Source organism: Halomonas sp. NO4 (assembly GCF_010994375.1).
Lineage (GTDB): Bacteria > Pseudomonadota > Gammaproteobacteria > Pseudomonadales > Halomonadaceae > Halomonas.
Window position 1 is genome coordinate 128,563 of record NZ_WHMA01000003.1, and the last position, 24,603, is coordinate 153,165.

General features: G+C 69.4%; 26 protein-coding genes. 10 read left to right on the forward strand and 16 right to left on the reverse strand.

Going from position 1 to position 24,603, the window contains the following annotated elements:
- Window positions 1-106 precede the first annotated feature (106 nt).
- Genes FEF15_RS03715 through FEF15_RS03735 form a run of 5 tightly spaced genes read right to left on the reverse strand, consistent with a single transcriptional unit; the run spans window position 107 to window position 4,814 of the window.
- Complete coding sequence (locus FEF15_RS03715; RefSeq protein WP_163557804.1) at window positions 107-871, reverse strand: Crp/Fnr family transcriptional regulator; 765 nt, start codon at window positions 869-871, stop codon at window positions 107-109.
- A 29-nt stretch (window positions 872-900) separates the two neighbouring features.
- Window positions 901-1,779 (reverse strand): c-type cytochrome biogenesis protein CcmI, encoded by an 879-nt coding sequence (gene ccmI, locus FEF15_RS03720; RefSeq protein ID WP_163557805.1) that lies wholly within the window; start codon window positions 1,777-1,779, stop codon window positions 901-903.
- 22 nt (window positions 1,780-1,801) lie between these two features.
- Window positions 1,802-2,278, reverse strand: coding sequence for a cytochrome c-type biogenesis protein (locus FEF15_RS03725; RefSeq protein ID WP_163557806.1), 477 nt, complete (start codon window positions 2,276-2,278; stop codon window positions 1,802-1,804).
- Window positions 2,275-2,820 carry a DsbE family thiol:disulfide interchange protein gene (locus FEF15_RS03730; RefSeq protein WP_163557807.1) on the reverse strand — a complete coding sequence of 182 codons (546 nt, stop codon included), beginning with the start codon at window positions 2,818-2,820 and terminating at the stop codon, window positions 2,275-2,277. The genes FEF15_RS03725 and FEF15_RS03730 overlap by 4 nt, the downstream gene beginning before the upstream one ends.
- Window positions 2,817-4,814 (reverse strand): heme lyase CcmF/NrfE family subunit, encoded by a 1,998-nt coding sequence (locus tag FEF15_RS03735; RefSeq protein WP_163557808.1) that lies wholly within the window; start codon window positions 4,812-4,814, stop codon window positions 2,817-2,819. The genes FEF15_RS03730 and FEF15_RS03735 overlap by 4 nt, the downstream gene beginning before the upstream one ends.
- A 348-nt stretch (window positions 4,815-5,162) precedes the next feature.
- Here FEF15_RS03735 and FEF15_RS03740 point away from each other — a divergent pair, with 348 nt between their 5' ends.
- Entirely contained in the window at window positions 5,163-5,687 is a 525-nt protein-coding gene (locus FEF15_RS03740; protein WP_240454069.1) for a peptidylprolyl isomerase, read from the forward strand.
- 69 nt (window positions 5,688-5,756) lie between these two features.
- Here FEF15_RS03740 and FEF15_RS03745 read toward each other — a convergent pair whose 3' ends face one another.
- Both FEF15_RS03745 and hemE read right to left on the reverse strand, forming a co-directional pair.
- Window positions 5,757-6,131, reverse strand: a complete 375-nt coding sequence (locus tag FEF15_RS03745) for a VanZ family protein (RefSeq protein ID WP_163557810.1) — start codon at window positions 6,129-6,131, stop codon at window positions 5,757-5,759.
- On the reverse strand, window positions 6,124-7,206 hold the full coding sequence (gene hemE / locus FEF15_RS03750; protein WP_163557961.1) for a uroporphyrinogen decarboxylase: 1,083 nt from the start codon (window positions 7,204-7,206) through the stop codon (window positions 6,124-6,126). Before hemE ends, FEF15_RS03745 begins: the two co-directional genes overlap by 8 nt.
- A 169-nt stretch (window positions 7,207-7,375) precedes the next feature.
- On the opposite strand from hemE, the gene ribA reads away from it, so the two are divergent.
- Window positions 7,376-8,011: a GTP cyclohydrolase II gene (gene ribA, locus FEF15_RS03755; RefSeq protein ID WP_163557811.1), complete on the forward strand. Its 636-nt coding sequence runs from the start codon at window positions 7,376-7,378 to the stop codon at window positions 8,009-8,011.
- A gap of 96 nt (window positions 8,012-8,107) precedes the next feature.
- A complete protein-coding gene (locus FEF15_RS03760) occupies window positions 8,108-8,779 on the forward strand; it encodes a hemolysin III family protein (RefSeq protein ID WP_163557812.1) in 672 nt (223 codons plus the stop codon).
- Between the two features lie 17 nt (window positions 8,780-8,796).
- Here the strand turns inward: FEF15_RS03760 and djlA are convergent, their stop codons facing one another.
- Genes djlA through FEF15_RS03780 form a run of 4 tightly spaced genes read right to left on the reverse strand, consistent with a single transcriptional unit; the run spans window position 8,797 to window position 12,740 of the window.
- Window positions 8,797-9,558, reverse strand: coding sequence for a co-chaperone DjlA (gene djlA, locus FEF15_RS03765; protein WP_163557813.1), 762 nt, complete (start codon window positions 9,556-9,558; stop codon window positions 8,797-8,799).
- A gap of 31 nt (window positions 9,559-9,589) precedes the next feature.
- Window positions 9,590-11,560: a 1-deoxy-D-xylulose-5-phosphate synthase gene (gene dxs / locus FEF15_RS03770; protein ID WP_163557814.1), complete on the reverse strand. Its 1,971-nt coding sequence runs from the start codon at window positions 11,558-11,560 to the stop codon at window positions 9,590-9,592.
- 15 nt (window positions 11,561-11,575) lie between these two features.
- Window positions 11,576-12,460: a (2E,6E)-farnesyl diphosphate synthase gene (gene ispA, locus FEF15_RS03775; RefSeq protein ID WP_163557815.1), complete on the reverse strand. Its 885-nt coding sequence runs from the start codon at window positions 12,458-12,460 to the stop codon at window positions 11,576-11,578.
- On the reverse strand, window positions 12,450-12,740 hold the full coding sequence (locus tag FEF15_RS03780; protein ID WP_163557816.1) for an exodeoxyribonuclease VII small subunit: 291 nt from the start codon (window positions 12,738-12,740) through the stop codon (window positions 12,450-12,452). The genes ispA and FEF15_RS03780 overlap by 11 nt, the downstream gene beginning before the upstream one ends.
- Window positions 12,741-12,966: 226 nt before the next feature.
- Here FEF15_RS03780 and serA point away from each other — a divergent pair, with 226 nt between their 5' ends.
- On the forward strand, window positions 12,967-14,217 hold the full coding sequence (gene serA, locus FEF15_RS03785) for a phosphoglycerate dehydrogenase (RefSeq protein ID WP_163557817.1): 1,251 nt from the start codon (window positions 12,967-12,969) through the stop codon (window positions 14,215-14,217).
- 6 nt (window positions 14,218-14,223) lie between these two features.
- On the opposite strand, the gene FEF15_RS03790 is transcribed toward serA, so the two are convergent.
- The gene (locus tag FEF15_RS03790; RefSeq protein ID WP_163557818.1) at window positions 14,224-15,447 is read right to left on the reverse strand and encodes an amino acid deaminase; all 1,224 of its coding nucleotides are present in this window, start codon (window positions 15,445-15,447) and stop codon (window positions 14,224-14,226) included.
- A gap of 106 nt (window positions 15,448-15,553) precedes the next feature.
- On the opposite strand from FEF15_RS03790, the gene FEF15_RS03795 reads away from it, so the two are divergent.
- The 3 genes from FEF15_RS03795 (at window position 15,554) to FEF15_RS03805 (ending at window position 17,805) form a co-directional block, all read left to right on the forward strand.
- On the forward strand, window positions 15,554-16,342 hold the full coding sequence (locus tag FEF15_RS03795; protein WP_163557819.1) for an enoyl-CoA hydratase: 789 nt from the start codon (window positions 15,554-15,556) through the stop codon (window positions 16,340-16,342).
- Between the two features lie 99 nt (window positions 16,343-16,441).
- Window positions 16,442-17,287 (forward strand): IclR family transcriptional regulator C-terminal domain-containing protein, encoded by an 846-nt coding sequence (locus FEF15_RS03800; RefSeq protein WP_163557820.1) that lies wholly within the window; start codon window positions 16,442-16,444, stop codon window positions 17,285-17,287.
- Complete coding sequence (locus FEF15_RS03805; protein WP_163557821.1) at window positions 17,284-17,805, forward strand: DUF1566 domain-containing protein; 522 nt, start codon at window positions 17,284-17,286, stop codon at window positions 17,803-17,805. Before FEF15_RS03800 ends, FEF15_RS03805 begins: the two co-directional genes overlap by 4 nt.
- Window positions 17,806-17,821: 16 nt before the next feature.
- On the opposite strand, the gene FEF15_RS03810 is transcribed toward FEF15_RS03805, so the two are convergent.
- From FEF15_RS03810 to FEF15_RS03825, 4 genes are read right to left on the reverse strand one after another with little or no spacing between them, the layout of a single operon-like run.
- A complete protein-coding gene (locus FEF15_RS03810; RefSeq protein WP_163557822.1) occupies window positions 17,822-18,313 on the reverse strand; it encodes a MarR family winged helix-turn-helix transcriptional regulator in 492 nt (163 codons plus the stop codon).
- A 19-nt stretch (window positions 18,314-18,332) separates the two neighbouring features.
- Entirely contained in the window at window positions 18,333-19,628 is a 1,296-nt protein-coding gene (locus FEF15_RS03815) for a TRAP transporter large permease (protein WP_163557823.1), read from the reverse strand.
- Window positions 19,625-20,176, reverse strand: coding sequence for a TRAP transporter small permease (locus FEF15_RS03820; RefSeq protein ID WP_163557824.1), 552 nt, complete (start codon window positions 20,174-20,176; stop codon window positions 19,625-19,627). Before FEF15_RS03820 ends, FEF15_RS03815 begins: the two co-directional genes overlap by 4 nt.
- A 19-nt stretch (window positions 20,177-20,195) precedes the next feature.
- Window positions 20,196-21,251, reverse strand: a complete 1,056-nt coding sequence (locus FEF15_RS03825; protein WP_163557825.1) for a TRAP transporter substrate-binding protein — start codon at window positions 21,249-21,251, stop codon at window positions 20,196-20,198.
- 326 nt (window positions 21,252-21,577) lie between these two features.
- Here FEF15_RS03825 and FEF15_RS03830 point away from each other — a divergent pair, with 326 nt between their 5' ends.
- From FEF15_RS03830 to FEF15_RS03840, 3 genes are all read left to right on the forward strand, one after another.
- Window positions 21,578-22,546: an MBL fold metallo-hydrolase gene (locus tag FEF15_RS03830; RefSeq protein ID WP_163557826.1), complete on the forward strand. Its 969-nt coding sequence runs from the start codon at window positions 21,578-21,580 to the stop codon at window positions 22,544-22,546.
- Between the two features lie 77 nt (window positions 22,547-22,623).
- Window positions 22,624-24,363, forward strand: coding sequence for an FAD-dependent oxidoreductase (locus FEF15_RS03835; protein ID WP_163557827.1), 1,740 nt, complete (start codon window positions 22,624-22,626; stop codon window positions 24,361-24,363).
- Window positions 24,350-24,571 (forward strand): DUF2783 domain-containing protein, encoded by a 222-nt coding sequence (locus FEF15_RS03840; protein ID WP_163557828.1) that lies wholly within the window; start codon window positions 24,350-24,352, stop codon window positions 24,569-24,571. The genes FEF15_RS03835 and FEF15_RS03840 overlap by 14 nt, the downstream gene beginning before the upstream one ends.
- The last annotated feature ends 32 nt before the right edge of the window (window positions 24,572-24,603 follow it).

The following is a 24,603-nucleotide window of genomic DNA, read 5'->3' on the forward strand; positions in this document are numbered from 1 at the left end:
GTCAATAGATGCATTCTGGAGTTGACTTATGTCAGAGGTGGCACCAAATAAATCATCGAAGCGGCCCGCCCTGCCTTGACCCGGATGCGCCTCGACGGCGCCGCGCTCAGCGCGCGGCATGGGCGGAAGCGACCGAGCGGACGGGCGTGCCGTTGAGCGTGGTGGCGGCGCGCTCGCGCCCCTCGCCGCCGTCGGCAAAGTCGCGCAAGGCGTCGATGTCCTCGACCCGCACGCAGTTGCGCTCGCAGCGCACGCCGACCTCCTTGAGCCGCGCCATGGCGCGCGAGAAGCTCTCCGGCTTCATGCCCAGCCGCCCTGCGATCAGCAGCTTGTCGCAGGGCAGGCGCACGGTGGCCTGGCCGGCATCGCAGGGGCACAGCGAGAGGATGAAGGCCGCCAGGCGCTGGTAGGTGGGCTGGTTGGTCAATTGATCGAGCTGACGCACCAGGTAGCGCAGCATGCTGGAGAGGTTGGCCAGCAGGTTGAGCGCCAGGCCATGGTTCTGCTCCAGGGTGGTGAGGAAGTGATCGGCGGTGAAGATCAGCAGACGGGCATCCTCGGCCACGGCGGCATGCACGGGGAACCCCAGGCGGTCGAACATGGCGGCCTCGGCGAAGGACTCGCCGCGGGTGAAGAGCCCCACCATGCACTCGTTGCCGTCGGGGCTTTCGCGGAACAGCTTCACCCAGCCGCTGAGCACCACGTAGAAACGGTCTGCCGGCTGTCCCTCGCTGAACAGCAGGGTGCCGCGCGGGTAGCTGCGCTCCAGGGCGCCCGCCGTCAGCAGGGCCAGGGTATCGTCGGCCAGCCCCGTGAACAGGGGTACCTGACGGACAGCCTGCAGGGCGTCTCTGCTCAGCGGCGTGGTCATGTCCACCTCCCAGACTTGGTGTTGTACTCTCAGCCTTCGCCGTTCGCCGCGGCGACCTGGGCCAGGTTGCCGCGGATGATCTCGGCCTCGCGGGACTCGGCGGGCAGCACCTCGAGCAGGCGCTCCCAGTGCTGCCGGGCGGCGCCCGGCTCCTGCTGTTCGAAGGCCAGGGTCCCGGCCATCCACAGCCCCTGCGGGTGGTCGGGATCGAGGGCGAGCGCCTGCTCGATGAGCGTCGCCGGCTCGCCGGCCAGCCCGCCCTGCCGCTCGGCCACCACGTCGGCATAGCGGGTGAGCAGGTCCGGGTCGCGGTCGCCGCCATGGCGCATGGCCTCGCGGAAGGCGCGCTCCGCCGCGGCCGGGTCATCCAGGTACACCTGGGTCTGGCCCAGCAGCACCCAGCTCTCCAGGTCATCCGGCGCGTCGGCCAGACGCCCCTGCAGCTGCTGGGCGAGCATCTGGAACTCGCGCTGGCGCCCCTCGGCCGACACCGGCGGTGCCTCGCGCGACGCGGGTTCGGCGATGGCGAAGACCGCCTCGGCATGGCCCACCCCGAGGTAGAGCCCCATGGCGGCGAAGGGCAGCCCTGCCAGGCTCAGTGCGGCGGCAAGGGTGGCCAGGCGCCGCGACCGGGGGCGCGGCGCCGCCGCACCGCCCTCGGCCAGGGCACCACTGTCGAGCAGCTCGCGCTCCAGGTCGGCCAGGGCCAGTTCGTACTGCGCCGGGGTCAGCAGGCCGGCCGCCAGGTCCTGGTCGAGCTCGCGGACCCGGTCGCGGTGCACCGCGCGGTTGACGGCCGCTGGCGTCTCGCCGCCCTCCCGGGGCGAGGGGCGCAGCAGCGGATAGGCCACGAAGGTCAGCGCCAGAAGGCACAGCGCCAGCGCCAAGATCAGGAACAGCCCGTTCATCGCGTACCTCCTACGCTTAGGGTCAGTCGCCGCGCCTCAGCCGCTCGAGCGCCGCGCGCTCCTCGGCCGTGAACGTCGGCGGCGCGGTGGTCGCGCGTCGCTGGCGCACCACCCGCCACCATACGCCGCCGCCGGCCAGCAGCAGCAGCAGGGGGCTGGCCCATAGCAGGGCGGTGTTGGCCTGCAGCGGCGGGCGATAGCGCACGTAGTCGCCGTAGCGCGACACCATGAAGTCGACGATCGCCGCGGCGCTCTGGCCGTCGCGGGTCATCTCGTAGACCCGCTCGCGCATGTCGCCGGCCAGCGCCGCATTGGATTCGTGGATCGTCTCGCCCTGGCACACCGTGCAGCGCAGCTCGCGGATCAGTGTCTCGTACTGCGTGCGCTCGGCGTCGCTGGCAAATTCGCCGGGGGCGCCGATGGCCAGCGCCAGGGCCAGGCCCGCAGGCAGCAGCCAGGCCGCCAGCAGCAGGCCGCCCCGCCAAGCCAGTCGTGTCATGACGTCCCCTCCCGCTGCTCGGCACGCAGCTCATCGATCAAGGGCAGCACCTCGTCGCGTATCAGCTCACGGCTCAGCGGCCCGGTGCGCTTGTAGCGGATCACCCCCTTCGCATCGAGCAGGTAGGTCTCCGGCGTGGCGTAGACGCCCCACTCCAGGCCGGCGTCGCCCTCGGGGTCGAAGGCGATGGTGCGGTAGGGGTTGTCGCTGATCGCGAGGTAGCGCCTCGCCGCGGCGCGCTCGTCGCGGTAGTTAATGCCGTGGATGGGAATGCCGCGGCCCGCGAGCTCCATGAGCAGCGGCTTTTCGGCGCGGCAGGTACTGCACCAGGTGGCCCAGACGTTGACCAGCGCCACCTCGCCGATGAAGTCCGCCTCGGTGAGCACGCGCTCCGGGTCCTCCAGCGCGGTGAGGGTGAAGGCCGGCGCCGGCTGACCCACCAGCGGCGAGGGCAACTCGCGGGAATTCAGGCCCAGGCCGACCAGCAGCACGCCGAGCAGGGCCATGACCGCCGCCAGGGGCAGGAGCAGTCGCCACTTCATGCGCCCACCCCCTCGCCAACCGCGCGACCGAGGGGTGCGTCGGCAGCGGCCGGTGCGCGCCGGCGCAGTCGGTAGCGCTTGTCGGCAGCGGCCAGCAGGCCGCCCAGCGCCATCAGCAGCGCGCCGCTCCACATCCAGGCCATGTAGGGCTTGTAGTAGAGCCGCAGGCTCCAGGCCTCGCCCTCCAGGCGCTCGCCCAGCGAGACGTAGATATCGCGCGTCGCCGCGCGATGCAGCGAGGCCTGATTCATGGGGTTGTCGGGCTGGGTGTCGTAGTAGCGCCGCTGGGGCACGAGCGTGGCCACCGGCCGGCCGTCGCGGGTCACCGTCAGCGTCGCCTGGTCGGCCTCGTAGTTGGAGCCCGCGACCAGGGAGACGCTCTCCATGCGGAAGTCATAACCGGCGACCGTGGCTCTCTCGCCGGGCGCCAGGCGCACGTCGCGCTCCACCTCGTAGCTCTTGACCATGGCGATGGCCACCACCACCAGCGCGAGTCCCACATGGGCCAGGTGCATGCCCAGGAAGGCTGGCCGGGTGACGCGCCTGATCCGCGTGTCGAGCGGCTGGCGCCCACTGCCCAGCCGCTTGCGAATGTCGAGCAGCGCGGTGGCGACGATCCACACGGCGAGCATCAGCGCGAGCGAGGTGAGCGGGTGCCAGGTGCCCATGGCCAGCGGCCAGAGCCCGCCCAGCACCACGCTGACGGCGGCCACGCCGCGCAGCTCGCGCAGGGTGGTCGCGGGGCTCGCCTGCTTCCAGGCCACCGTGGGGCCGAGGCCGACCAGCAGCAGCAGCGGCAGCATCAAGGGAGTGAAGACGGTATCGAAGAAGGGCGGGCCCACCGAGATCTTGCCCAGCCCCAGGGCGCTGAGCACCAGGGGGTAGAGGGTGCCGATGAACACCACTGCGCAGGCCACCGTCAGCAGGACATTGTTGGCGAGCAGCAGCGACTCCCGCGAGTAGGCGCCGAAGGCGCCGCCCAGCCCCACCTTGGGGGCGCGCCAGGCGTAGAGCGACAGCGCGCCGAGCAGGGTCAGCGCCAGCAGGCCGAGCAGGAAGACGCCGCGTTGCGGGTCGGTGGCAAAGGCGTGCACCGAGGTGATCACCCCGGAGCGTACGATGAAGGTGCCCAGCACGGTGAGCGCGAAGGTGAGGATGGCGAGCATCAGCGTCCACACCTTGAAGCCGCCGCGCTTCTCGGTCACCGCCAGGGAGTGGATCAGCGCGGTGGCGGTCAGCCAGGGCAGGAAGGAGGCGTTCTCCACCGGGTCCCAGAACCACCAGCCGCCCCAGCCCAGCTCGTAGTAGGCCCACCAGGCGCCCACGGCGATGCCCAGGGTGAGGAACACCCAGGCCACCGTGGTCCAGGGCCGCGACCAGCGCGCCCAGGCGGCGTCGAGGCGGCCGCCGAGCAGCGCCGCGATGGCCAGGGCGAACACCACTGCCGTGCCCACGTAGCCCATGTAGAGCAGCGGCGGGTGCAGGATCATGCCCGGGTCCTGGAGCAGCGGGTTCATGCCGCGGCCGTCGGCGGGGCCGGGCACGATGCGACCGAAGGGGTTGGAGGTGAACAGCGTGAAGGCGATGAAGCCCACCGAGACCAGCCCCAGCACGCCCAGCACCCGGGCCAGCATCTCCCGCGGCAGGGCGCGACTGAAGACCGCCACGGCCAGGCCCCAGCCGCCCAGGATCAGCGCCCAGAGCAGCATGGAGCCCTCGTGGCCGCCCCACACCGCCGTGAGGCGGTAGAGCAGCGGCTGGGAGAGGCTCGACTGGCTCGCCACGTAGCGCACCGAGAAGTCGCTGACCACGAAGGCCCAGGTCAGCATCGCATAGCTGGCGGCCAGAAAGACGAACTGGCCGGTGGCCAGGAAACGCCCCGAGCGCATCAGCCGGCGATCGCCGCACTGGGCACCCAGCAGGGGCAGCACGCCCTGCAGCACCGCCAGGCACAGCGCCAGGATCAGGGCAAAGTTGCCGAGTTCGGCCACCATGGATGGACCACCTCCTGCCGGCATCGGCGCCGTTGGGCGCCGCGACCGGACGCATCGGGTCGGGAATCGTCGGGGGCGAGCGCCCGCGACAGGCGGGCGACTCGACCGGCATACCGCGATGGTCCGGCGAACGGGCGATAAAATCCATACTGGATACCTCTTTTCCCGCGCCCCTTGTGACCCAGGTCAAAGTCACCCGGCGGCGCCCCGCAGGGCGCCTGGAGAGGGCCGCTCCCACGCCTGACAAGCCGACGCCCAGGCCGTAAGCTGACCCCCTCACCACCGCCAAGGAGCCCGACCGTGCTGAAACCTACCCTGCTGCCCCTGCTCGTGGCCGCCGCCCTGCCGCTGACGGCCGGCGCCGACAGCGACGCCGCCGACGTCACCCTGCACACCAGCCACGGCGAGATCGCCATCGAGCTGTTCCAGGCCGAGGCCCCGCAGAGCGTCAACAACTTCCTCACCTACGTGCAGGAGGGGCACTACGACGGCACCCTCTTCCACCGCGTGATCGAGGGGTTCATGATCCAGGGCGGCGGTTTCGACTCCGACTTCCGCCAGAAGCCGACCCGCGACCCCATCACCAACGAGGCCGACAACGGCCTCTCCAACGATCGCGGCACCCTGGCCATGGCGCGCACCGGCACCCCCCACTCCGCCACCGCCCAGTTCTTCATCAACGTCGCCGACAACGCCTTCCTCGATCACCAGAGCAAGGCCTCCGGCCAGACCTGGGGCTATGCGGTGTTCGGCCGCGTGGTCGAGGGCATGGAGGTGGTCGAGGCAATCGAGACGCTGCCCACGGGCAATCGTGGCCCCTTCCAGGACGTGCCGGACGAGACAGTGGTGATCGAGCGCGCCGAGATCCATTGAACGGGCGCCCCAACGACGTCGCCCCGCCTCCCGAAGGTGGCGGGGCGCCGATGGTTGTTGAGGCGGACGCTAGGACAGCCTGAGGTAGCGCCGCAGGCCCCCCAGCAGCAGCACCGCGACACCGGCTCCCAGGGCGTTGGCGAGGATATCGGCCACGTCGCCGCCACTGCGTCCCGGCACCCACACCTGGGCGAACTCGATGAGCGTGCCGAAGAGCAACGCGGCGAGGAATGCCAGCGGCAGGCGCAGGCCGGCCAGGGCGGCGAGCCCGGCAAGCCCCGAGTAGCCGATGAAGTGGTTGGCCTTGTCCCAGGGCAGGCGACTGGGCATCTCGCTGCCGGGCGCGAGGCTGCCCAGGGCAATGACCAGGGCGGCGAGCACGGCCAGCGCCGCCCAGAGGCGGCGCCGGTCGTGCCAGCGGACAAGCCGGTCCGACTCAGACACTGGCGTGCTGGATGGCGCGATGGAAATGGGGACTCAGCTCGTGCAGCGCCTCCATGAAGGCGGTGACGTTATCCGGGTCGGTGAACTGGCTGATGCCGTGGCCCAGGTTGAAGACATGCCCCGGCCCGTGGCCGTAGCTGTCGAGGATGCGCGCCACCTCGGCACGGATCGCCGCCGGCCGGGCGAAGAGCACGTTGGGGTCGAGGTTGCCCTGCAGCGCCACCTTGTGGCCCACCCGCTCGCGGGCATCGGCCAGCTCGGTGGTCCAGTCCAGCCCCACGGCGTCGGGGCCGGCCAGGGCGATGTCCTCCAGCCACTGGCCGCCGTTCTTGGTGAACAGGATCACCGGCACGCGCCTGCCGTCCTGCTCGCGGATCAGCCCGGCGACGATCTGCTCCATGTAGCGCAGCGAGAACTCCAGGTAGGCCGGGGTGGAGAGCGCCCCGCCCCAGGTGTCGAAGATCTGTACCGCCTGGGCCCCGGCGCGAATCTGGGCATTGAGGTAGTCGGTGACCGCCGTGGCCAGGGTATCGAGCAGGTCGTGCATCACGCTCGGCGTGTCGTAGAGCATGCTCTTGACGTGGCGGAAGTCCTTGCTCGAGGCGCCCTCGACCATGTAGGTGGCGAGCGTCCAGGGGCTGCCGGAGAAGCCGATCAGCGGCACCCGGCCGTTCAGCTCGCGGCGGATGGTCGACACCGCACGCATCACGTAGTCCAGGTCGCGCTCGGCGTCGGGCGCACTGAGCGCGGCGACATCCTCGGCCGTGCGCACTGGTTTGCGAAACTTGGGTCCTTCGCCGGTCTCGAAGTAGAGCCCCAGCCCCATGGCATCGGGAATCGTCAGGATGTCCGAGAAGAGAATGGCGGCATCCAGCGGGTAGCGCTCCAGCGGCTGCAGGGTGACCTCGCAGGCCAGGTCGTGGTTGCGACACAGATCCATGAAGCTGCCGGCCTCGGCCCGGGTGGCACGATACTCCGGCAGGTAGCGGCCGGCCTGGCGCATCATCCAGACCGGCGTGCGGTCAACGGGTTGACGCGCCAGAGCGCGCAGAAAGCGGTCGTTCTTGAGTTCCATGCAGGCGGTCATCCACAGGAAATGTCGCGACATTGTAGCGCATCGTTCGGCGCCCGGCTTGACCGAGGCCAAGGTCGGCGCCTTGCGCGGGCCGTGAGCCCGGCCGGCGTTCCTGCTAGAATGGCGGGTCTGTCTCCGGCAGCGCCGTGGTCTTTCACCGAGGTACCCCGTGACGATTCGATTCATCGCCGCCTCCCGGCTGCCCACTCCCTGGGCGACGTTCACCATGCATGGCTTCGAGGACGAGGCCACCGGCAAGGACCATATCGCCCTGACGCTCGGCGACGTGGCCGACGGCGAGGCGGTGCTGGGGCGGGTGCACTCGGAGTGCCTGACCGGCGACGCCCTCTTCTCCATGCGCTGCGACTGCGGCTACCAGCTGCAGGAGGCGCTCAAGCGCATCGCCGACGAAGGGCGCGGGGTGCTGCTCTACCTGCGCCAGGAGGGGCGCGGCATCGGCCTGCTCAACAAGATCCGCGCCTACCACCTGCAGGACCAGGGCGCCGACACCGTGGAGGCCAACGAGCAGCTCGGCTTCGGCGCCGACCTGCGCCGCTACGACCTCTGCGTGCCCATGCTCGCGCACCTGGGCGTCGCCGCCCTGCGCCTGATGACCAACAACCCGCGCAAGGTCGCCGCCCTGACCGACGCCGGCGTCAGCGTGACCGAACGCGTGCCGCTCACCACCGGCCTCAACCCGCACAACGAGCAGTACCTCTCCACCAAGGCCGGCAAGCTCGGCCACATGATGGCGCTGGGCGACTTCACCCAGGCCAGCGACGTGGACATCGAGCGCAAGCCCTGACCCGTGACAGGAACCGTTCTCAGTTCAGCGTGTCGATAAGGAATTGGGCGCGTGACGGCGCGCCAATCCGGGGACGACGGCCGAAGGAGTTCGGGCATGGGCAAGTGCGACAGCGCGGCGGGGCACGATTTCTCGCGGGCAGAGGAGCTGCTGCACAGCGTCAGCCACGGCATCGGCGCCGGCCTGAGCCTCGCCGGCATGGTGGTACTGCTGGTGCTGGCGAGCCTCGCCGCACAGGTCGATCCCTGGAAACTGGTCGGCATCAGCCTCTACGGCACCACCCTGGTGCTGCTCTACACCGCCTCCACCCTCTACCACAGCTTTCGCCGCCCCGATCTCCGGCGGCTGTTCCAGCTGTTCGACCACTGCGCCATCTACCTGCTGATCGCCGGCACCTACACGCCCTTCCTGCTCGTCAACCTGCGCGGCCCGGTCGGCTGGAGCCTGCTGGCCGCCGTGTGGGGGCTGGCGCTGTGCGGCATCGCTTGCAAGCTCGCCTGGCCACAGCGCTTCGGCGCCCTGCGCGTCGGCATCTACCTGGTGATGGGCTGGCTGGTCGTGGTGGCCGGCGACGAGCTGGCGGCCCGGCTCTCCCCCGTGGGTATCGCCCTGCTGGTGGCCGGGGGGATCACTTACACCCTGGGCGTGCTCTTCTATGCCGTGCGGGCGATCCCCTTCAACCACGCCATCTGGCACCTGTTCGTGCTCGGCGGCAGCACCTGCCACTACTTCGCCATCTACACCGCCGTGCTGCCCTACCCAGCCTGAGGCGAGCCGCGGCCGTCTCAGGCGGCACGGGCCTGGCGGATGCGCTCGTAGGCGTTGCCGATCTCGCTGGTACGCTGCTGGGCGACCTCGCGCATGCTCTCGGGCAGGCCCTTGCCGGCCAGCTTGTCGGGGTGGTTCTGGCTCATCAGGCGGCGATAGGCCTTCTTGATCTCTGCATCGCTGGCATCCCGCTCGACGCCGAGCACCCGGTAGGCGTCGGCCAGGGCGGCTTCGCTGGCCCCGGTCGACTGGGCCTTCGCTCCGTGCAGCATGGCCTCGATCTGGGCGACTTCCGCTTCGCTGCACCCCAGCCCCTGGGCCACCCGCAGGATCATCTCGTGCTCGGCGGGGTGCAGCTCGCCATCGGCGGCGATCGCCGACAGCTGCACCTGCAGGAAGACCTGGCGCAGGGCCGGCTGGCCGCGGGTGAAGCGGCTCACCTCGGCGAGCTCGCCCTCCAGATCGAAATCAGAGGCGCGACCCCGCTGGAAGGCCGCTCGAGCCAGGTCGCGCTGCTCGCCCTGCAGGTGGAGCCGGTCGAACAGCGTCTCCGCCACGTCGAGTTCGTCGTCCGAGACCTGACCGTCCGCCTGGCACAGGCAGCCCATCACCGAGAACGCCGAGTTCAAGAAGCGCGACTGCGCCTGGTGCCGGGCATCGACCAGGGTCCGGCGTAGCCGGCGCCCCAACCACCAGCCCAGGCCACCGCCGACCAGCAACCCCAGCGGGCCGGCGATGACCAGCCCCAGCAGCGCACCCAGCAACATGAGAAACAGCATGACAGCCTCGCTATGCGGACAAGTGAAAGGCTCAGCGCGCGCCGCCGGCCAGGCGGGCGCGAATCGACGCCTCGATGCCGTCGGCGTCCAGGCCGCAGTCGGCCAGCAGCTCCGCCGGCTTGCCGTGCTCGACGAAGGCGTCGGGCAGGCCGAGGTGGAGCAGCGCCACCTGCACGCCCTCGGCGGCCAGCAACTCGCCCACTGCGCTGCCGGCGCCGCCGGCCACCACGTTCTCCTCCAGCGTCACCAGCAGGTCGTGGCCGTCGGCGGCGGCGAGCACCGCTTCCCGGTCGAGCGGCTTCACCGAGCGCATGTTGAGATGGCTGGCATCGAGGCGCTCGGCGACCTCGGCGGCCGGGCCGTTGAGGCTGCCGAAGGCGAGCAGGGCCACCCGCGGGCCACCCTTGCCGCCCTCGCGCCGCCACTCGGCCCGGCCGATCGGAAGCGCCTCCAAGTGCTCGGGAATCGCCACCCCCGGGCCGGTACCTCGAGGGTAGCGCACCGCCGCCGGGCCGGGATGGTGATAGGCGGCACTGAGCATGGCGCGGCACTCCGCCTCGTCGGCCGGCGCCAGCACCACCATCCCCGGCACGCAGCGCAGGTAGCTGAGATCCAGGGCGCCGTGGTGGGTGGGGCCGTCCTCGCCGACCAGGCCGGCGCGGTCGAGGGCGAAGGTGACGTCGAGCCCCTGCACCGCCACGTCGTGGATCAGCTGGTCGTAGCCGCGCTGCAGGAAGGTGGAGTAGATCGCCACCACCGGCTTCATCGCCTCGCAAGCGAGGCCCGCGGCCAGCGTCACCGCGTGCTGCTCGGCGATGGCCACATCGAAGTAGCGCTCCGGGTACTCCCGGGAGAAGCGCACCAGGTCGGAACCCTCGCGCATCGCCGGGGTGATGCCGATCAGCCGCGCATCGGCGGCGGCCATGTCGCACAGCCAGTCGCCGAAGACGTTGCAATACTTGCGCGGTTTCGGGCGCATGGAATCGTTGCGCGGCTTCGGCTTGGCCTCCTGCGCGGCCTCAGGCTTGAGCGGCGGCGGGGTGGCACCCTGCTTGGCCGGCTCGCTCTTTTCCAGCTTGGTGATGGCGTGATAGCCGATGGGGTCGGCCTCAGCGGGCAGAAAGCCGCGCCCCTTGCAGGTCTTGACGTGCAGGAACTGCGGCCCCTCCAGGTCGCGGATATTGCGCAGCGTCTGGGCCAGGGTGGGCAGGTCGTGGCCGTCGATGGGCCCGATGTAGTTGAACCCCATCTCCTCGAAGAGCGTGGCCGGGCTGACCATGCCCTTCATGTGCTCCTCGGTGCGCCGGGCCAGCTCCAGGGCGCCGGGCAGGTGGGCCAGCACCTTCTTGCTCTCCTCGCGCATGGCGAGGTAGGGCTTGCTGGAGAGGATGTTGGCCAGGTAGCTGGCGATGCCGCCGACGTTCTCGGAGATCGACATCTCGTTGTCGTTGAGCACCACCAGCAGGTTGGCGTCGACGTGGCCGGCATGGGCGAGCGCCTCGAAGGCCATGCCCGCGGTGAGCGCGCCGTCGCCGATCACCGCGCAGACGCGGCGCTTCTCGTCGCGGGTACGCGCGGCCAGCGCCATGCCCAGGGCCGCCGAAATCGAGGTGCTGGAGTGGCCCACCCCGAAGGTGTCGTACTCCGATTCGGCGCGCCGCGGGAAGGCCGCCAGGCCGCCGTGCTGGCGAATGGTGGTCATCGCCTCGCGACGCCCGGTGAGGATCTTGTGCGGATAGGCCTGGTGACCCACGTCCCACACCAACCGGTCGTGGGGCGTCTCGAAGGCATGGTGCAGGGCGACGGTGAGCTCGACCACGCCCAGCCCGGCGCCGAAGTGGCCGCCCGAAACGCCGACGCTGTAGAGCAGGTAGGCGCGCAGCTCGTCGGCCACCTGGAGCAGCTGGGCGGTGGTCATCGCGCGCAGCGCCGCCGGGGTATCCAGGGTGTCGAGCAGCGGCGTGTGCGGGCGCTCGGCGGGGATGTCGTCGTAGAGCTTCATGGATGCCCTGTGGAGTCAGTGGTCACGTTCGATCATGTAGCGGGCCAGTTCCGCCAGCGGGGCGGCGGCATCGCCCAGAGTGGCCAGGGTGGCGACGGCCTCCTCGACCAGCTCCACGGCCCGGGCGCGAGCGCCCTCGAGCCCCAGCAGGCTCGGGTAGGTGGGCTTGTGGCGCGCCGCATCGGCCCCGGAGGCCTTGCCCAGGGTGCCGGTATCACCGGCCACGTCGAGCACGTCGTCATGGATCTGGAAGGCCAGGCCGATGGCCGCGGCGTAGCGGTCCAGGGCCGCCACGCGGGGGTCGCTCGCCGCGACCGCGGTCAACGCCCCCAGCCGCACCGCGGCGCGGATCAGCGCCCCGGTCTTGTGGGCGTGCACGCTGGCCAGCGCCTCGACGTCAGGGTGGCCGCCCACCGCGGCGAGGTCCAGCGCCTGGCCGCCCACCATGCCGTCGCGGCCGGCGGCCTCGGCCAGGACACGCACCTGCGCCGGCAGGCGCGGATGGCCGGCGTCGGCCAGCACCTCGAAGGCGAGGCACTGCAGGGCGTCGCCGGCCAGGATTGCCGTGGCCTCGTCATAGGCCCTATGCACCGTGGGCTGGCCGCGGCGCAGGTCGTCGTCGTCCATGGCCGGCAAGTCGTCGTGCACCAGCGAGTAGGCGTGGATCAGCTCCACGGCGGCGGCGGGGGCGTCGAGCGCCTCGTCGGCGGCACCCAGGGCGCGTCCGGCGAGGTACACCAGCACCGGGCGCAGGCGCTTGCCGCCCACCAGCAGGCCGTGGCGCATGGCGGCGTCGAGGCGGGGCGCCGGGGCCTGGCGCGCCTCGAACAGCCGCGCCAGGCAGGCATCCACCCGGGCGCGGTCGGCGGCCAGCCGGACAGACAGCGAGTCAGCGTTCACCGTCGTCCTCCGCCGGGGGACCGAACGGCTCGAGGTCGACGCCGCCGTCGGCGCGCTCGGTCAGGGTGCGCACGCGCAGCTCGGCCTCGTCGAGGCGGCGCTGGGCATCGCGGGTCAGGCGCACGCCCTCCTCGAAGGCGGAAAGCGACCCTTCCAGCGACAGCTCGCCGGACTCCAGCTGCTCGACCAGCCGCTCTAGCCGCTCGACCGTGCCGGCGAAATCGGCGTCCGTCGCCTCGCCTGCCGTGGGCCCGGTGGACTGCTTGTCGTGGTCTGTCATGGGGTATCGCCCGTCACCGCTGTCGGCTGTCGATGTCGATCAAAGGGCGACAGTATACACGCTCTCCCCCGGGGGTCGTCTGCCCAACGTGCAGCGCCCTCATGCGCGCGGCGCAGCATTTTCATCTTCGTGGCGGCCCGCTGTGCTACCATGTGCGCCCTGTCTCCCGCCCGATTCCGTCGGCCAGGTCGCCGACGGCTCGCACCATCAAGGGGTTGATTCGACCATGGCCAAAACGTCCCTGGACAAGAGCAAGATCAAGATCCTGCTGCTCGAGGGCGTCCACCAGAGCGCAGTGGACAATTTCCTGAACGCCGGTTACACCAACATCGAGCACCTGCCGACCTCGCTGGACGAGGCCTCGCTGATCGACAAGATCCGCGACGTCCACTTCATCGGCATCCGCTCGCGCACCCAGCTCACCGAACGCGTCTTCGCCGCCGCCGAGAAGCTGGTGGCGGTGGGCTGCTTCTGCATCGGCACCAATCAGGTCGACCTGGGGGCGGCGCTCTCGCGCGGCATCCCGGTGTTCAATGCGCCCTACTCCAACACCCGTTCGGTGGCGGAGCTGGTGCTGGCCGAGGCGATCATGCTGCTGCGCGGCATCCCCGAGAAGACCGCCCGCGCTCACCAGGGCGGCTGGCTGAAGAGCGCCAAGAACTCCCACGAGGCACGCGGCAAGACGCTGGGCATCGTCGGCTACGGCAATATCGGTGCCCAGCTCTCGGTGCTCGCCGAGTCGCTCGGCTTCAACGTCCTCTACTACGACGTGGTGACCAAGCTCGGCATGGGCAACGCCACCCAGGTTGCGAGCCTCGAGGAACTGCTGGCACGCGCCGACGTGGTGAGCCTGCACGTCCCCGAGGTGCCCTCCACCAAGTGGATGATCGGCAAGGAGCAGCTTTCGCTGATGAAGCAGGGGGGCATCCTGATCAACGCCTCCCGCGGCAGCGTGGTGGTGATCGAGGACCTGGCCGAGGCCATCGAGGCCGGCCGCCTAGCCGGCGCCGCCATCGACGTCTTCCCGGTGGAGCCCAAGGGCAACGCCGAGGAGTTCGTCAGCCCCCTGCGCGGCCTGCCCAACGTCATCCTCACCCCGCACATCGGCGGCTCCACCCTCGAGGCGCAGGAGAACATTGGCATCGAGGTCTCCGAGAAGCTGATCACCTACTCCGACAACGGCACCACCGTCACCTCGGTCAACTTCCCGGAAGTGGCCCTGCCGGCCCACCCCGACAAGCACCGCCTGCTGCACATCCACGACAACGTGCCGGGCGTGCTCTCCGAGATCAACCGCGTGCTCTCGGAGAACGACATCAACATCTCCGGCCAGTACCTGCAGACCAACGACAAGGTCGGCTACGTGGTCATCGACGTGGACAAGGCCTACGGCCCCCGGGCGCTGGACGCCCTGCGCCACGTAGCGCACACCCTGCGCGTGCGGGTGCTCTACTCGGAGACCAACTACGAGGCATAGGGGCGGCTAGAACCAGGTCTCCAGCACTTCGACAACCTGCAGCCGCTCGTCGACCCGGCAAAGGCGGCGCCACTTGTCGAAGGTGAGGCAGGGGTGGGAGGTGCCGAAGGCGACGATGTCGCCGACGCGCACCTCGCCGTTGTCGCCGTCCGGGTCGCTCGGCAGCGCCACGAAGGCGTGCTGGTCCATCAGCCGGGTGACCCGCCAGCCGTCGACCGGCAGGGGGCGGTCGGCCCGGCCGCCCTCGCGATAGCGGCGCTGCGGTTCGGGCAGCTGGTCGACGCCGATATCGCGCTTGCCCAGGCCGACGATGGCCAGGCCCGGCTCGGGGAGGGAGACCACCTGGGCGAACACCTCGAGCGCCGGCTTGAGCCCCCGCTCGAGTTCCGGGCGACGCCCCAGCACGCCCTGCTGGGCGCGGCGGTAGAGGCCGTGGTCGTGCACCACGTAGCAGCCGGGGCGCAGCACCGGCACGAAATGGGGGCCGAGCCGCGCCTCCTGGAAGACCGCGGCGATCAGGTCGTACCACGCCGAACCGGAGGCGGTGATCAGCGGCGCGGGCGCCTCGATCAGGCCGTCGTGGTCGAGCGTCTGGGCCGCCTCCACCAGATGCCAGGCGTAGTCGCGCACGTCACGCGCGGGGTCGTCGCCCTGCACCACCCCCTCGTAGCCCTCCAGGCCCGAGAGCACCAGCGCTGGCTCGCTGGCCACCCGCTCGGCGAGCGCCAGCACGGCGTCCTGGTCGCGGCAGCCGCAGCGTCCGCCGTCGATGCCCAGTTCGACCAGTACCGGCAGGCGCAGGCCGCAGGCGGCGAAGTAACGCCCCAGGTGGTCGACGTTGGCGGCGCTGTCCACCACGCAGTAGAACTCGGCGCCCGCCTCGATCAGCCGGGCGACGATCGCCATGTTGGCCTCGCCGACTAGTTGGTTGGCCATCAGCAGCCGCTTGATGCCGTGGGCGAAGGCCGCTCGGCACTGAGGCGCGGTGGCCAGGGTAATGCCCCAGGCCCCCGCCGCCAGCTGGCGATGGAAGAGCGCCAGCGTCATGGTGGTCTTGCCGTGAGGGGCGAGGCGCGCGCCGTGGTCGCTGGCGAAGCGCTGCATCCACGCCAGGTTGTGGGCAAGCGGCGCCTCGTGGATCACCGCCGCGGGCAGGCTGACGTCCGCGAGCAGGTCGGGGCCGAACTCCGGCATCCCCTTGTGCAGCTCCGTCTCCGCGAAATCGGCCATGCTGACCTCCCCGTGAAACGCCATCGTCTTTGGTCGCAAGCGTACCGAATGGCGGTCATGACGCGCTAGGCTGGTCGGCCGAAACCGTCACCTGCGAGGAGACCCCATGGCATCCGACGACGACCGTCCGCTGCGCCGCCACGACGACGCCGGCGTGACCACCCTGACGATGAACCGCCCCGGCCAGTTCAATGCCCTCTCCGAGGCGATGCTCGAGGCGCTGGGCAGCGAGCTCGACCGGCTCGCCGCGGACGAGCGCGTACGCTGCGTGGTGCTCGCCGCCGAAGGGCGCGCCTTCTGTGCCGGCCACGACCTCAAGGAAATGCGCGCCACTCCCGACGAGGCCTACTACCGCACGCTGTTCGCCCGCTGCGGCGAGGTGATGCAGCGCCTCGTCGCCCTGCCGGTGCCGGTGATCGCCCGGGTGCAGGGCCTGGCCACCGCCGCGGGCTGCCAGCTGGTGGCCAGCTGCGACCTGGCGGTGGCCGCCCGCTCGGCGCGCTTTGCCGTCTCCGGCATCAATGTCGGGCTGTTCTGCTCGACGCCGGCGGTGGCGCTGTCGCGCACCATCGGCCGCAAGCGCGCCCTGGAGATGCTCTTCACCGGCGAGTTCATCGATGCCGACCAGGCCCTGGACTGGGGACTGGTCAACCGCGTGGCCGACGACGACGCCCTCGACGATGTCCTCGGCGAGCTCACCGCGGCCATCGCCGCCAAGAGCGCCGTGGCGCTGCGTACCGGCAAGGCGCTGTTTCAGCGCCAGCTGCAACTGCCCCTGGATGAAGCCTACGGCCTTGCCGGCGACACCATGGCCGCCAACATGATGGCCGAGGACGTGACCGAGGGCATCGACGCCTTCATCGCCAAGCGCGCCCCGCAATGGCGGCACCGCTGAGCCGGCAAGGGAATGGAAGGCATTTCCGCAGTCGAGACAGCGCCTGTCCAAGTGGGTATCCTGTGGGCATGAGGTTTCCCCGCACGAGGAGAGTCACGGGTGAGTGAAGGCAAACGCAGAACGGTCGGGCGCCCGCCCGGCCCCGGCAAGAGCGCCAGCGGCCACAGCCAGTCGCTGGTGCGCGGGCTGACCCTGCTCGAGCGCCTGGCCGCGACACCGGGCGGACTGGCGCTCTCCGAGCTGGCCGAGGCGGTCGACCTGGCCCCCTCGACCACCCACCGACTGCTGCAGGCGCTGCAGAGCCAGGGCTTCATCGCCCAGGATAGCGAGCTCGGGGTGTGGAAAGTGGACGTCAAGACCTTCCGCATCGGCAACAGCTTTCTCGAGGCGCGCGACTTCGTGGCCACCAGCCGCCCCTACCTGCGCCGCTTGACCGCCCAGACCGGCGAGACCGCCAACCTGGGCATCCGCGACGGCGGCACGGCGGTGTTCCTGGCGCAGAGCGAGTCGCCGCAGATGATGCGCATGATCACAAGACTCGGCTCCCGGGCGCCGCTGCACGCCTCGGGGGTGGGCAAGGCACTGATGGCCTGGCTGCCCGACGACGAGTTCGAGCGCATCCTCGCCGAGCGCGGCCTGGCCCGGGTCACCGCCAACACCCTGCACAGCGCCGAGTCGCTGCGCGCCGACCTCGCCGAGGTGCGCCGCCTGGGCTATGCCTGCGACCGCGAAGAGCACGCCGTGGGCCTGCACTGCGTGGCCGCCTGCATCCACGACGAGCACGCTACCCCGCTGGCGGCGATCTCGGTCTCCGGGCCCATGGCGCGCATTCCCGAAGCGCGCCTCAGCGAGCTGGGCGAGCTGGTGCGCGACACCGCTGCCGAGATCACCGCCCGTCTGGGCGGCCAGGTCCCCGCCGCCCGCGAGTCGATGGCCGAGGCATGACAACCTGTCGCGTTGCCCTGCTCTCACTGGCCCTGGCGGCGCCGCTGGCGATCGGCAGCGAAACGGAGCGCTTTCGCTTTCCCGTCGAGGGCGTGGTGGTGGACAGCGCCGAGGACCTGGTGTGGCAGCGCTGCAGCCTGGGCCAGACCGTCGCCGAGGGACGCTGTCAGGGCGAGGCGGCCGGCGTCACGCTGGCCGAGGCCGAAACCTACGCCGAGGCACAAGCCAGCGCCGGCTGCCCCTGGCGGCTACCTCGCTTCTTCGAGCTGCGCTCACTGATGCAAGCGCCGAGCACGGCGGGCGTCGCCATCGACACCGCCGCCTTTCCCGACACGCCATCCGGCTGGTACTGGAACCAGGCGAGCGCCGGCGGCCACTCCCAGCAGGACTGCTTCGTCGACTTCGCCGGCGAAGGCCGCACCCGCTGCAACATGGCCGGCGACTTCCACGTGCGCCTGGTGATGGACCTCAAGGCGACGGGGGCCACCACATGCCCTGCCCCCCGAAACGAGCACTGACGCTCAACTCAGTCGCTCAGCCCAGCCGTTCGAGCTGACGCTCGAGCTTGCGCATGATGTTCAGGAGGTCGCGGTACTCCCCGGCGGTGAGGGTCGCGACCAGCTCCGCTTCCCAGGCCTGGGCCTCGGGCAGGAGCTCGGCAAGCAGCGCCTGACCCGGCTCGGTGAGGCGCAGCTCGTGGAGCCGCTGGTCGCGCGGCGAGGGACGGCGACTGATCAGCCCGCGCTCCTCCAGGGCCTGCACCGCCCGCGAGACGCGCGCCTTGTCCATGCGCGTCGCCTCGCAGATCTGCTTGGCCGAGAGTTCATCGCAGTGGCTGAGCCAGGCCAGCACCCGCCACTGGGCGATATTGAGCTGATAGCGCTCCTCGTAGAGCTGCGCCAGGGCCTGGCTGATGCGGTCGGCCAGGCTATTGAGCCGATAGGGCAGGAACTGGTTGAGATCCAGCTCCTGCTTGGCCGGCTGACCCAAGGCCGGGCCCTCGCCCTGTGCTCCCTCACGTTTCATGATCACTCTCCCCAAGGCTCTAATAGAGCAGTTGCGGCAGGAACAGCACGATACCCGGGAAGATCAGCACCAGCAACGCGCGCGCCGTGCCCGCCACCCAGAAGGGCGTCACCCCGCGGAAGATGGTGCCGGTGCTCACGTCCGGCAGCACCGCCCGCAGCACGAAGACGTTCATCCCTACCGGCGGGGTGATCAGGCTGATCTCGATCACGATCACCACCAGAATCCCGAACCACACCAGGTCGTAGCCCAGCCCCGCCACCACCGGGAAGAACACCGGCACGGTGAGCAGCAGCATCGACATGCTCTCGAACACGCAGCCCAGCAGCACGTAGATCGCGATGATCACCAGGATCACCATAAAAGGCGCCATCTCCAGGCCATTGACGAACGTCAGCAGCTCGCCCGGCAGCCCGGCGCGGTTGATGAAGTTGGCAAATATCAGCGCAGTGAGCACCACGGCGAAGAGCATGGCGGTGGTGCGCACGGTGTCCATCAGCACGTCCATCAGCACCTGCGGCGTCAGCGCGCGACGCACCAGGGCGATGACGAAGGCGCCCATGGCACCAATGCCCGCGGCCTCGGTGGGGGTAAAGATGCCGAGGTAGATGCCGCCGATCACCAGCACGAACAGCGCCAAGGTGCTGCCCACACTCTTCAGTGCGGCGATCCGTTCGCTCCAGGGCACCACCTCACCGGCGGGGCCGGCGTCGGGGTCGCGCCACATGACCCACTTCACCGCGCCCAAGTAGAGCACGATGCCCAGCATCCCGGGAATGAAGCCCGCCGCAAACAACTCACGGATGCTGGTCTCGGTGAGGATGCCGTAGATCACCAGCATCACGCTGGGTGGAATCAGGATGCCCAGGGTGCCGCCGGCGGCGATCGACGCCGAAGCCAGCGAGTCCTTGTAACCGTACTTGCGCATCTGCGGCATGGCCACGCGGCCCATGGTCGCGCAGGTGGCCAGGCTCGAGCCGCAGATGGCGCTGAAGCCACCGCAGGCGACGATGGTGGCCATGGCCTGGCCGCCCTTGCGATGACCGAGAAAGCCGTTGGAGGCGCGAAACAACGCGTCCGAGAGCCCCGCATGGGAAACCAGGTTGCCCATGAGGATGAACAGCGGAATCACCGACAGGCCATAGTCCATGGTCGTGTCGATCACCCGCCGCGCCGCCATGGACTCGGCGGCCATCCAGTTGCCGGTCAGGTAGTAGAAGCCGACAAAGCCGACGATGCCCATGGCAAAGGCCAGCGGCACGCGCAGGAAGGCCAGCAGCAGCAGCGCCGCAAAGCCGTAGAATGCTTCAATCATTGATCGCCTCCCGGACCTTTCTCGGGACTAAGGGGGCCTCCCCGCTCGACCTTGCCGATCCCCTCCAGCAGGTAGCACACGGCCCGCAACAGGGTGAGGGCGGCCGACACCGCCAGCATGATTGCGATCAGGTAGATCAGGTAACCGGTCTGGATGCGCAGGAACTCGGTCACGTCTCCCCACTGGAAGGCCCGCTCGCCCAGGGCCCAGACCCTGCCCGCCATGACCCACAGGGCGACGGCGACGATCAGGTTGACGAGCATCTGGCGAATCCAGATCAGCCGCGAGGGAAAAATGGCATCGAGCAAGTCGACGCTGACGTGCTCCTCGCGCCAGCACACCACCGGCAGCGACAGGAACACTACCGCGGCGAGCATCAGTTGGGTCAGCTCGACGGCACCGAGAATCGGCGAATTGAAGAAGAAACGGCCGGCAACGTCCGCCGTGGTCAGCAGCATCATGGCAAAGAGGGTGGCGCCCGCCACCCCCTCGAGCCCCATCTGCATGACCCGGCCGACGTGCTGCCAACGAGTCGACAGGCTTGTCATGATCGGCTCCAGATGGGAATTACTGCTGCACCACGCGCGATTCGATGCTCTCGCCCTCGGCGGCCTCGGTGAGCTGCTCACGGAAGAAGCTCAGCGCCTCGCGGGCATCCAGCTCGCCGCGGCTGACCTTGTCGGCCCACGCCTCGATCAGCTCGTCGGTGACACCCTTGAGCATGGCAATGTCTTCTTCGGAGGCCTGGGTGAAGGTGTTGCCGAGCTCCTCGGCGAATTCGACGCCGCGCTCGTCGGAGGCATCCATCATGTAGCCGAACAGGCGTGACAGCTGCTCACCCGATACGCTCTCGATGGCCTCGCGATCCTCCGCCGAGACACGGTCCCAGACCATGGGATTCATGACGATGGCGAAGCTGCCGCGATAGAACCCACCTTCCACCGTCAGGGTGTACGGCAACACCTCGGCCACGCGGAAACTGCGCAGCCCCTCGAGGGTCAGCATGGCCCCGTCGATAACCCCCTGCGAGGCCGCCTCGTAGACGCCAGTCGGCGGCAGCGCCACGCCGGTCACGCCGATGGCATCCGCCAGGTCGCTCATCAGACCGCCGCCGGTGCGCACCCGCTGACCCTCGAGCTCGTCGAAGGTTTCCACCTTGTCGGCGGTGAAGATCTGCCCCGGGCCGTGCACCCCGACGGCCATGACTTCGAGGCCGCGATGCTCGCCCGCCTGGGCGAGATGCGCCTCGAAGGTTTCCCAGTAGGCGGATGACGCAGCCTCGGAGGAGAACGCCTCGAAGGTGGGGAATTCCGGCAGCTTGGTCAGCTCGAAACGGCCCGGCATGTGACCGTGGAAGATCCAGCTAGCATCGGCGACCCCGTCGGCAACCAGCGCCATCTGGGACGCGGGCGGCCCCAGATCCTCGGTGACCTGAAGCGTCACCCGACCCTCGGTTGCCTCCTCGATCCACGCCTTCCAGGTGGGCCAGACGATGGTATTGATGCCATGGTTGGGCCCACCCCAGCTGCTCACGTTGATGGTGGTCTGGGCCAGCGCCGGGCTGGCAAGGCCAATACTGGCTGCTGCCGCGGCGCCAATCATCAGGCGGGTTGCATTGTTCATTGTGTGCTCCTCATGTCGTCACAGGTGATGGCGATTCACGCACATTGTTGTTGGCTGGGCCCTCGCGGCGCTGGCGGGTAGCGAGCATCCAACCAGGTTGGGTGACGCTCTCACCATGCCGGCGATTATTCTCCTTCGCAACTAAATTCACGGGAAAACAGAATTAGACTTAGGTAGCAATTCGCCCAGAAATAGATGATCTCAAGCAATTTTTTGCCATTCTCGTTCAGTACGGTCCTTTCTCGCGATCGCGCCTCGCTGGACATACGGTTTCACGAGAAACTATGATCGATTCGCGCGATACCCCTGACGACACCGGAGGAACCATGAGCAAGAAATTTGCCTCGCACGCCGATACCGAAGAGAAGCAGGTCAGCTTCACCCAGCTGGCCGAGGGCCTCTACGCCTACACCGCCGAGGGTGACCCCAACACCGGCGTCGTCATCGGCGACGACAGCGTGATGGTCATCGACACCCAGGCCACGCCGATCATGGCCCAGGACGTGATCCGCCGCATTCGCGAGGTCACCGACAAGCCGATCAAGCACGTGGTGATGACCCACTACCACGCCGTGCGCGTGCTCGGCGCCTCCGCCTACGACGCCGAGAACATCTACGCCAGCCAGAATACCTACGACCTGATCGTCGAGCGCGGCCAGCAAGACTACGAGTCCGAAGTCGGCCGCTTCCCGCGACTGTTCAAGGGGGTGGACTCGGTACCCGGCCTGACCTGGCCAAACATCGTGTTCCAGACGGAGCTGACGCTGTTCATGGGCAAGCGTGAGGTGCGCCTCATCCACCTCGGCCGCGGCCACACCAAGGGCGACACCGTGGTCTGGCTGCCCGAGGAGAAGGTGCTCTTCTCCGGCGACCTGGTGGAGTATGGCGCCACCCCCTACACCGGCGACGCCTACCACGAGGACTGGCCGACCACCCTGGACCGGGTCCAGGCCCTGGGCGCCGAGAAGCTGGTGCCGGGCCGCGGCGAGGCGCTCACCAACCCCGCCCAGTGCCAGGAGGCTATCCAGGGCACCCGCGACTTCCTCGCCGACATGTACGAGAGCGTCAAGGCCGGCAAGGCCGCCGGCAAACCGCTCTCCGAGTGCTACGCCGAGACCTACGCCAAACTCAAGCCCAAGTACGGCCACTGGGTGATCTTCGACCACTGCCTGCCGTTCGACATCACTCGCTGCTATGACGAGGCCGGCGGCGAGCACCCCGACCCGCGCATCTGGACCGCCGAGCGCGACACCGAGATGTGGCACTCGCTGCAGGACGTCGTCGAGAACCAGTAAGCATCCCCCGGGACCCTCCTTCGGACCGTGACCCGCCGCCGGGCGCCGAGCACCCGGCGGCCCCATGGGAGCACCGCATGCCAACGACCTACAACAATCCCGTCTACCCCTATCGACGCCCGCCGGAACTCGACCGCGACGACATCCGTCACTGCCCGGTGGTGATCGTCGGCGCCGGCCCTACGGGCCTCGCCGCCGCCATCGACCTGGCCCAGCAGGGCCTCGACTGCCTCGTGCTGGATGACAACAACACCGTGAGCGTGGGCTCACGGGCCATCTGCTTCGCCAAGCGCACCCTGGAAATCCTCGACCGCCTGGGGGCGGGCCAGCCGATGATCGACAAGGGGGTGACCTGGCAGCACGGCCGGGTCTTCTTCCAGGAGCGGGAAGTCTACGATTTCAATCTGCTGCCGGAAGAGGGCCACCGCATGCCGGCCTTCATCAACCTGCAGCAGTACTACTTCGAGGAGTACCTGGTCGACCGCGCCGACGCACTGGCCGAGCGTATCGATCTGCGCTGGAAGCACAAGGTCACCGCGGTAGACAGCCAGCCGGACCACAGCCAGGTCACGGTGAGCACCCAGGACGGCGAGTACCGCCTCAGCTGCGACTACCTGCTGGTGGCCGATGGCGCCAACAGCAAGATCCGCGACATGCTGGGCCTAGAGAGCAAGGGCCAGATCTTCCAGGATCACTTCCTGATCGCCGACGTGATCATGAAGGCCGAATTCCCCACCGAGCGCTGGTTCTGGTTCGACCCGCCCTTCCACCCGGGCCAGTCGGTGCTGCTGCACAAGCAGCCGGACAACGTCTGGCGCATCGACTTCCAGTTGGGCTGGGATACCGACCCGGAGGAGGAGAAGAAGGAGGAGAACATTCGCCCGCGCGTGCAGGCGATGCTCGGCGAGGACGTGGAGTTCGAGCTGGAGTGGGCCAGCGTCTACACCTTCCGCTGCCGCAAGATGGACAATTTTATCCACAACCGGGTGTTCTTCGTCGGCGACGCCGCCCACCAGGTCTCGCCCTTTGGCGCCCGCGGCGCCAACGGCGCCCTGCAGAGCACCGAGAACCTGGCGTGGAAGCTGGCCCGCGTGCTCAAGGGCCGTGCCCCCGAGGCGCTGCTTGCCACCTACAACACCGAGCGCCAGCACGGCGCCGCCGAGAATATCCTCAACTCGACCCGGGCCACCGACTTCATCACCCCCAAGAGTCGCATCAGCCGGCTGTTCCGCGACACCACCCTGGAGCTCGCCGAGCACTACCCCTTCGCCCGCCGTCTGGTCAACAGTGGCCGCCTGTCGATGCCGTGTCGCTACGACGGCTCGCCGCTCAATGGCCCGGACGCCGAGGGCTTCCCCCGCGAGCTGCGACCCGGCAGTCCCGCCAAGGACGCCCCGGTGCGGCTCGCGGGCAAGGACGCCTGGCTGCTCAACCAGCTCGGCAACCGTTTCGTGCTGCTCCTCGACGGCCGCGTCGACAGCGCCCGCGCCGAGACGCTGGCCACCGACCTGGGCCGGTTGCTGGACGAGCGCGACGATCTCGACCTGCTGATCGTCGGCCCAGCGCCCCACGCCCTGACCGAGCTGCCCCGCAGTACGCTGGTCGAGGATGCCGAGACCCTGATCGGCGAACGCTACGGCCTTGCCGCCGGCAGCGGCTACCTGATTCGTCCCGACCAGCACGTCACCGCCCGCTGGGTAGAGATTTCGGCCCAAGGGATCGACGAGGCGCTGCAGCGCGCGCTGGGCACCCGGCTCGCCCCGCTTTCCTCCGACACTCCGCGTGACAACCAGGGAGACCGCCATGCCACGGCTTGAGCTAGACCCTCACTTCACCGACCCGGACGCCTTCTACGCCGCGCTGACCGAGGTGCACCGCGAGCGCAGCGAGGCGGAGAGCGAGCGCATCAACGCTCGGCTGATCCTGCTGCTGGCCAACCATATCGGCGACCAACAGGTCCTCGAGGAGGCCCTGGCCATCGCCAGCGAGGCGGCCGAGCCCCAGCCGCCGCGCCAGGCCGGCTAACCCGAGACGCCGATTACCAGAGGATACCCCCC

Bases quoted from the DNA above. Each gene is read 5' to 3' on its own strand.
- FEF15_RS03825 (WP_163557825.1), bottom strand. From the start codon at position 21,251: ATGAACAATGCAACCCGCCTGATGATTGGCGCCGCGGCAGCAGCCAGT.
- FEF15_RS03735 (WP_163557808.1), bottom strand. From the start codon at position 4,814: ATGGTGGCCGAACTCGGCAACTTTGCCCTGATCCTGGCGCTGTGCCTG.
- FEF15_RS03835 (WP_163557827.1), top strand. From the start codon at position 22,624: ATGCCAACGACCTACAACAATCCCGTCTACCCCTATCGACGCCCGCCG.
- FEF15_RS03840 (WP_163557828.1), top strand. From the start codon at position 24,350: ATGCCACGGCTTGAGCTAGACCCTCACTTCACCGACCCGGACGCCTTC.
- FEF15_RS03730 (WP_163557807.1), bottom strand. From the start codon at position 2,820: ATGAAGTGGCGACTGCTCCTGCCCCTGGCGGCGGTCATGGCCCTGCTC.
- FEF15_RS03725 (WP_163557806.1), bottom strand. From the start codon at position 2,278: ATGACACGACTGGCTTGGCGGGGCGGCCTGCTGCTGGCGGCCTGGCTG.
- serA (WP_163557817.1), top strand. From the start codon at position 12,967: ATGGCCAAAACGTCCCTGGACAAGAGCAAGATCAAGATCCTGCTGCTC.
- FEF15_RS03795 (WP_163557819.1), top strand. From the start codon at position 15,554: ATGGCATCCGACGACGACCGTCCGCTGCGCCGCCACGACGACGCCGGC.
- dxs (WP_163557814.1), bottom strand. From the start codon at position 11,560: ATGAAGCTCTACGACGACATCCCCGCCGAGCGCCCGCACACGCCGCTG.
- ccmI (WP_163557805.1), bottom strand. From the start codon at position 1,779: ATGAACGGGCTGTTCCTGATCTTGGCGCTGGCGCTGTGCCTTCTGGCG.
- FEF15_RS03815 (WP_163557823.1), bottom strand. From the start codon at position 19,628: ATGATTGAAGCATTCTACGGCTTTGCGGCGCTGCTGCTGCTGGCCTTC.
- FEF15_RS03820 (WP_163557824.1), bottom strand. From the start codon at position 20,176: ATGACAAGCCTGTCGACTCGTTGGCAGCACGTCGGCCGGGTCATGCAG.
- FEF15_RS03715 (WP_163557804.1), bottom strand. From the start codon at position 871: ATGACCACGCCGCTGAGCAGAGACGCCCTGCAGGCTGTCCGTCAGGTA.
- FEF15_RS03830 (WP_163557826.1), top strand. From the start codon at position 21,578: ATGAGCAAGAAATTTGCCTCGCACGCCGATACCGAAGAGAAGCAGGTC.
- FEF15_RS03760 (WP_163557812.1), top strand. From the start codon at position 8,108: ATGGGCAAGTGCGACAGCGCGGCGGGGCACGATTTCTCGCGGGCAGAG.
- FEF15_RS03810 (WP_163557822.1), bottom strand. From the start codon at position 18,313: ATGAAACGTGAGGGAGCACAGGGCGAGGGCCCGGCCTTGGGTCAGCCG.
- djlA (WP_163557813.1), bottom strand. From the start codon at position 9,558: ATGCTGTTTCTCATGTTGCTGGGTGCGCTGCTGGGGCTGGTCATCGCC.
- FEF15_RS03780 (WP_163557816.1), bottom strand. From the start codon at position 12,740: ATGACAGACCACGACAAGCAGTCCACCGGGCCCACGGCAGGCGAGGCG.
- FEF15_RS03805 (WP_163557821.1), top strand. From the start codon at position 17,284: ATGACAACCTGTCGCGTTGCCCTGCTCTCACTGGCCCTGGCGGCGCCG.
- hemE (WP_163557961.1), bottom strand. From the start codon at position 7,206: ATGGAACTCAAGAACGACCGCTTTCTGCGCGCTCTGGCGCGTCAACCC.
- FEF15_RS03790 (WP_163557818.1), bottom strand. From the start codon at position 15,447: ATGGCCGATTTCGCGGAGACGGAGCTGCACAAGGGGATGCCGGAGTTC.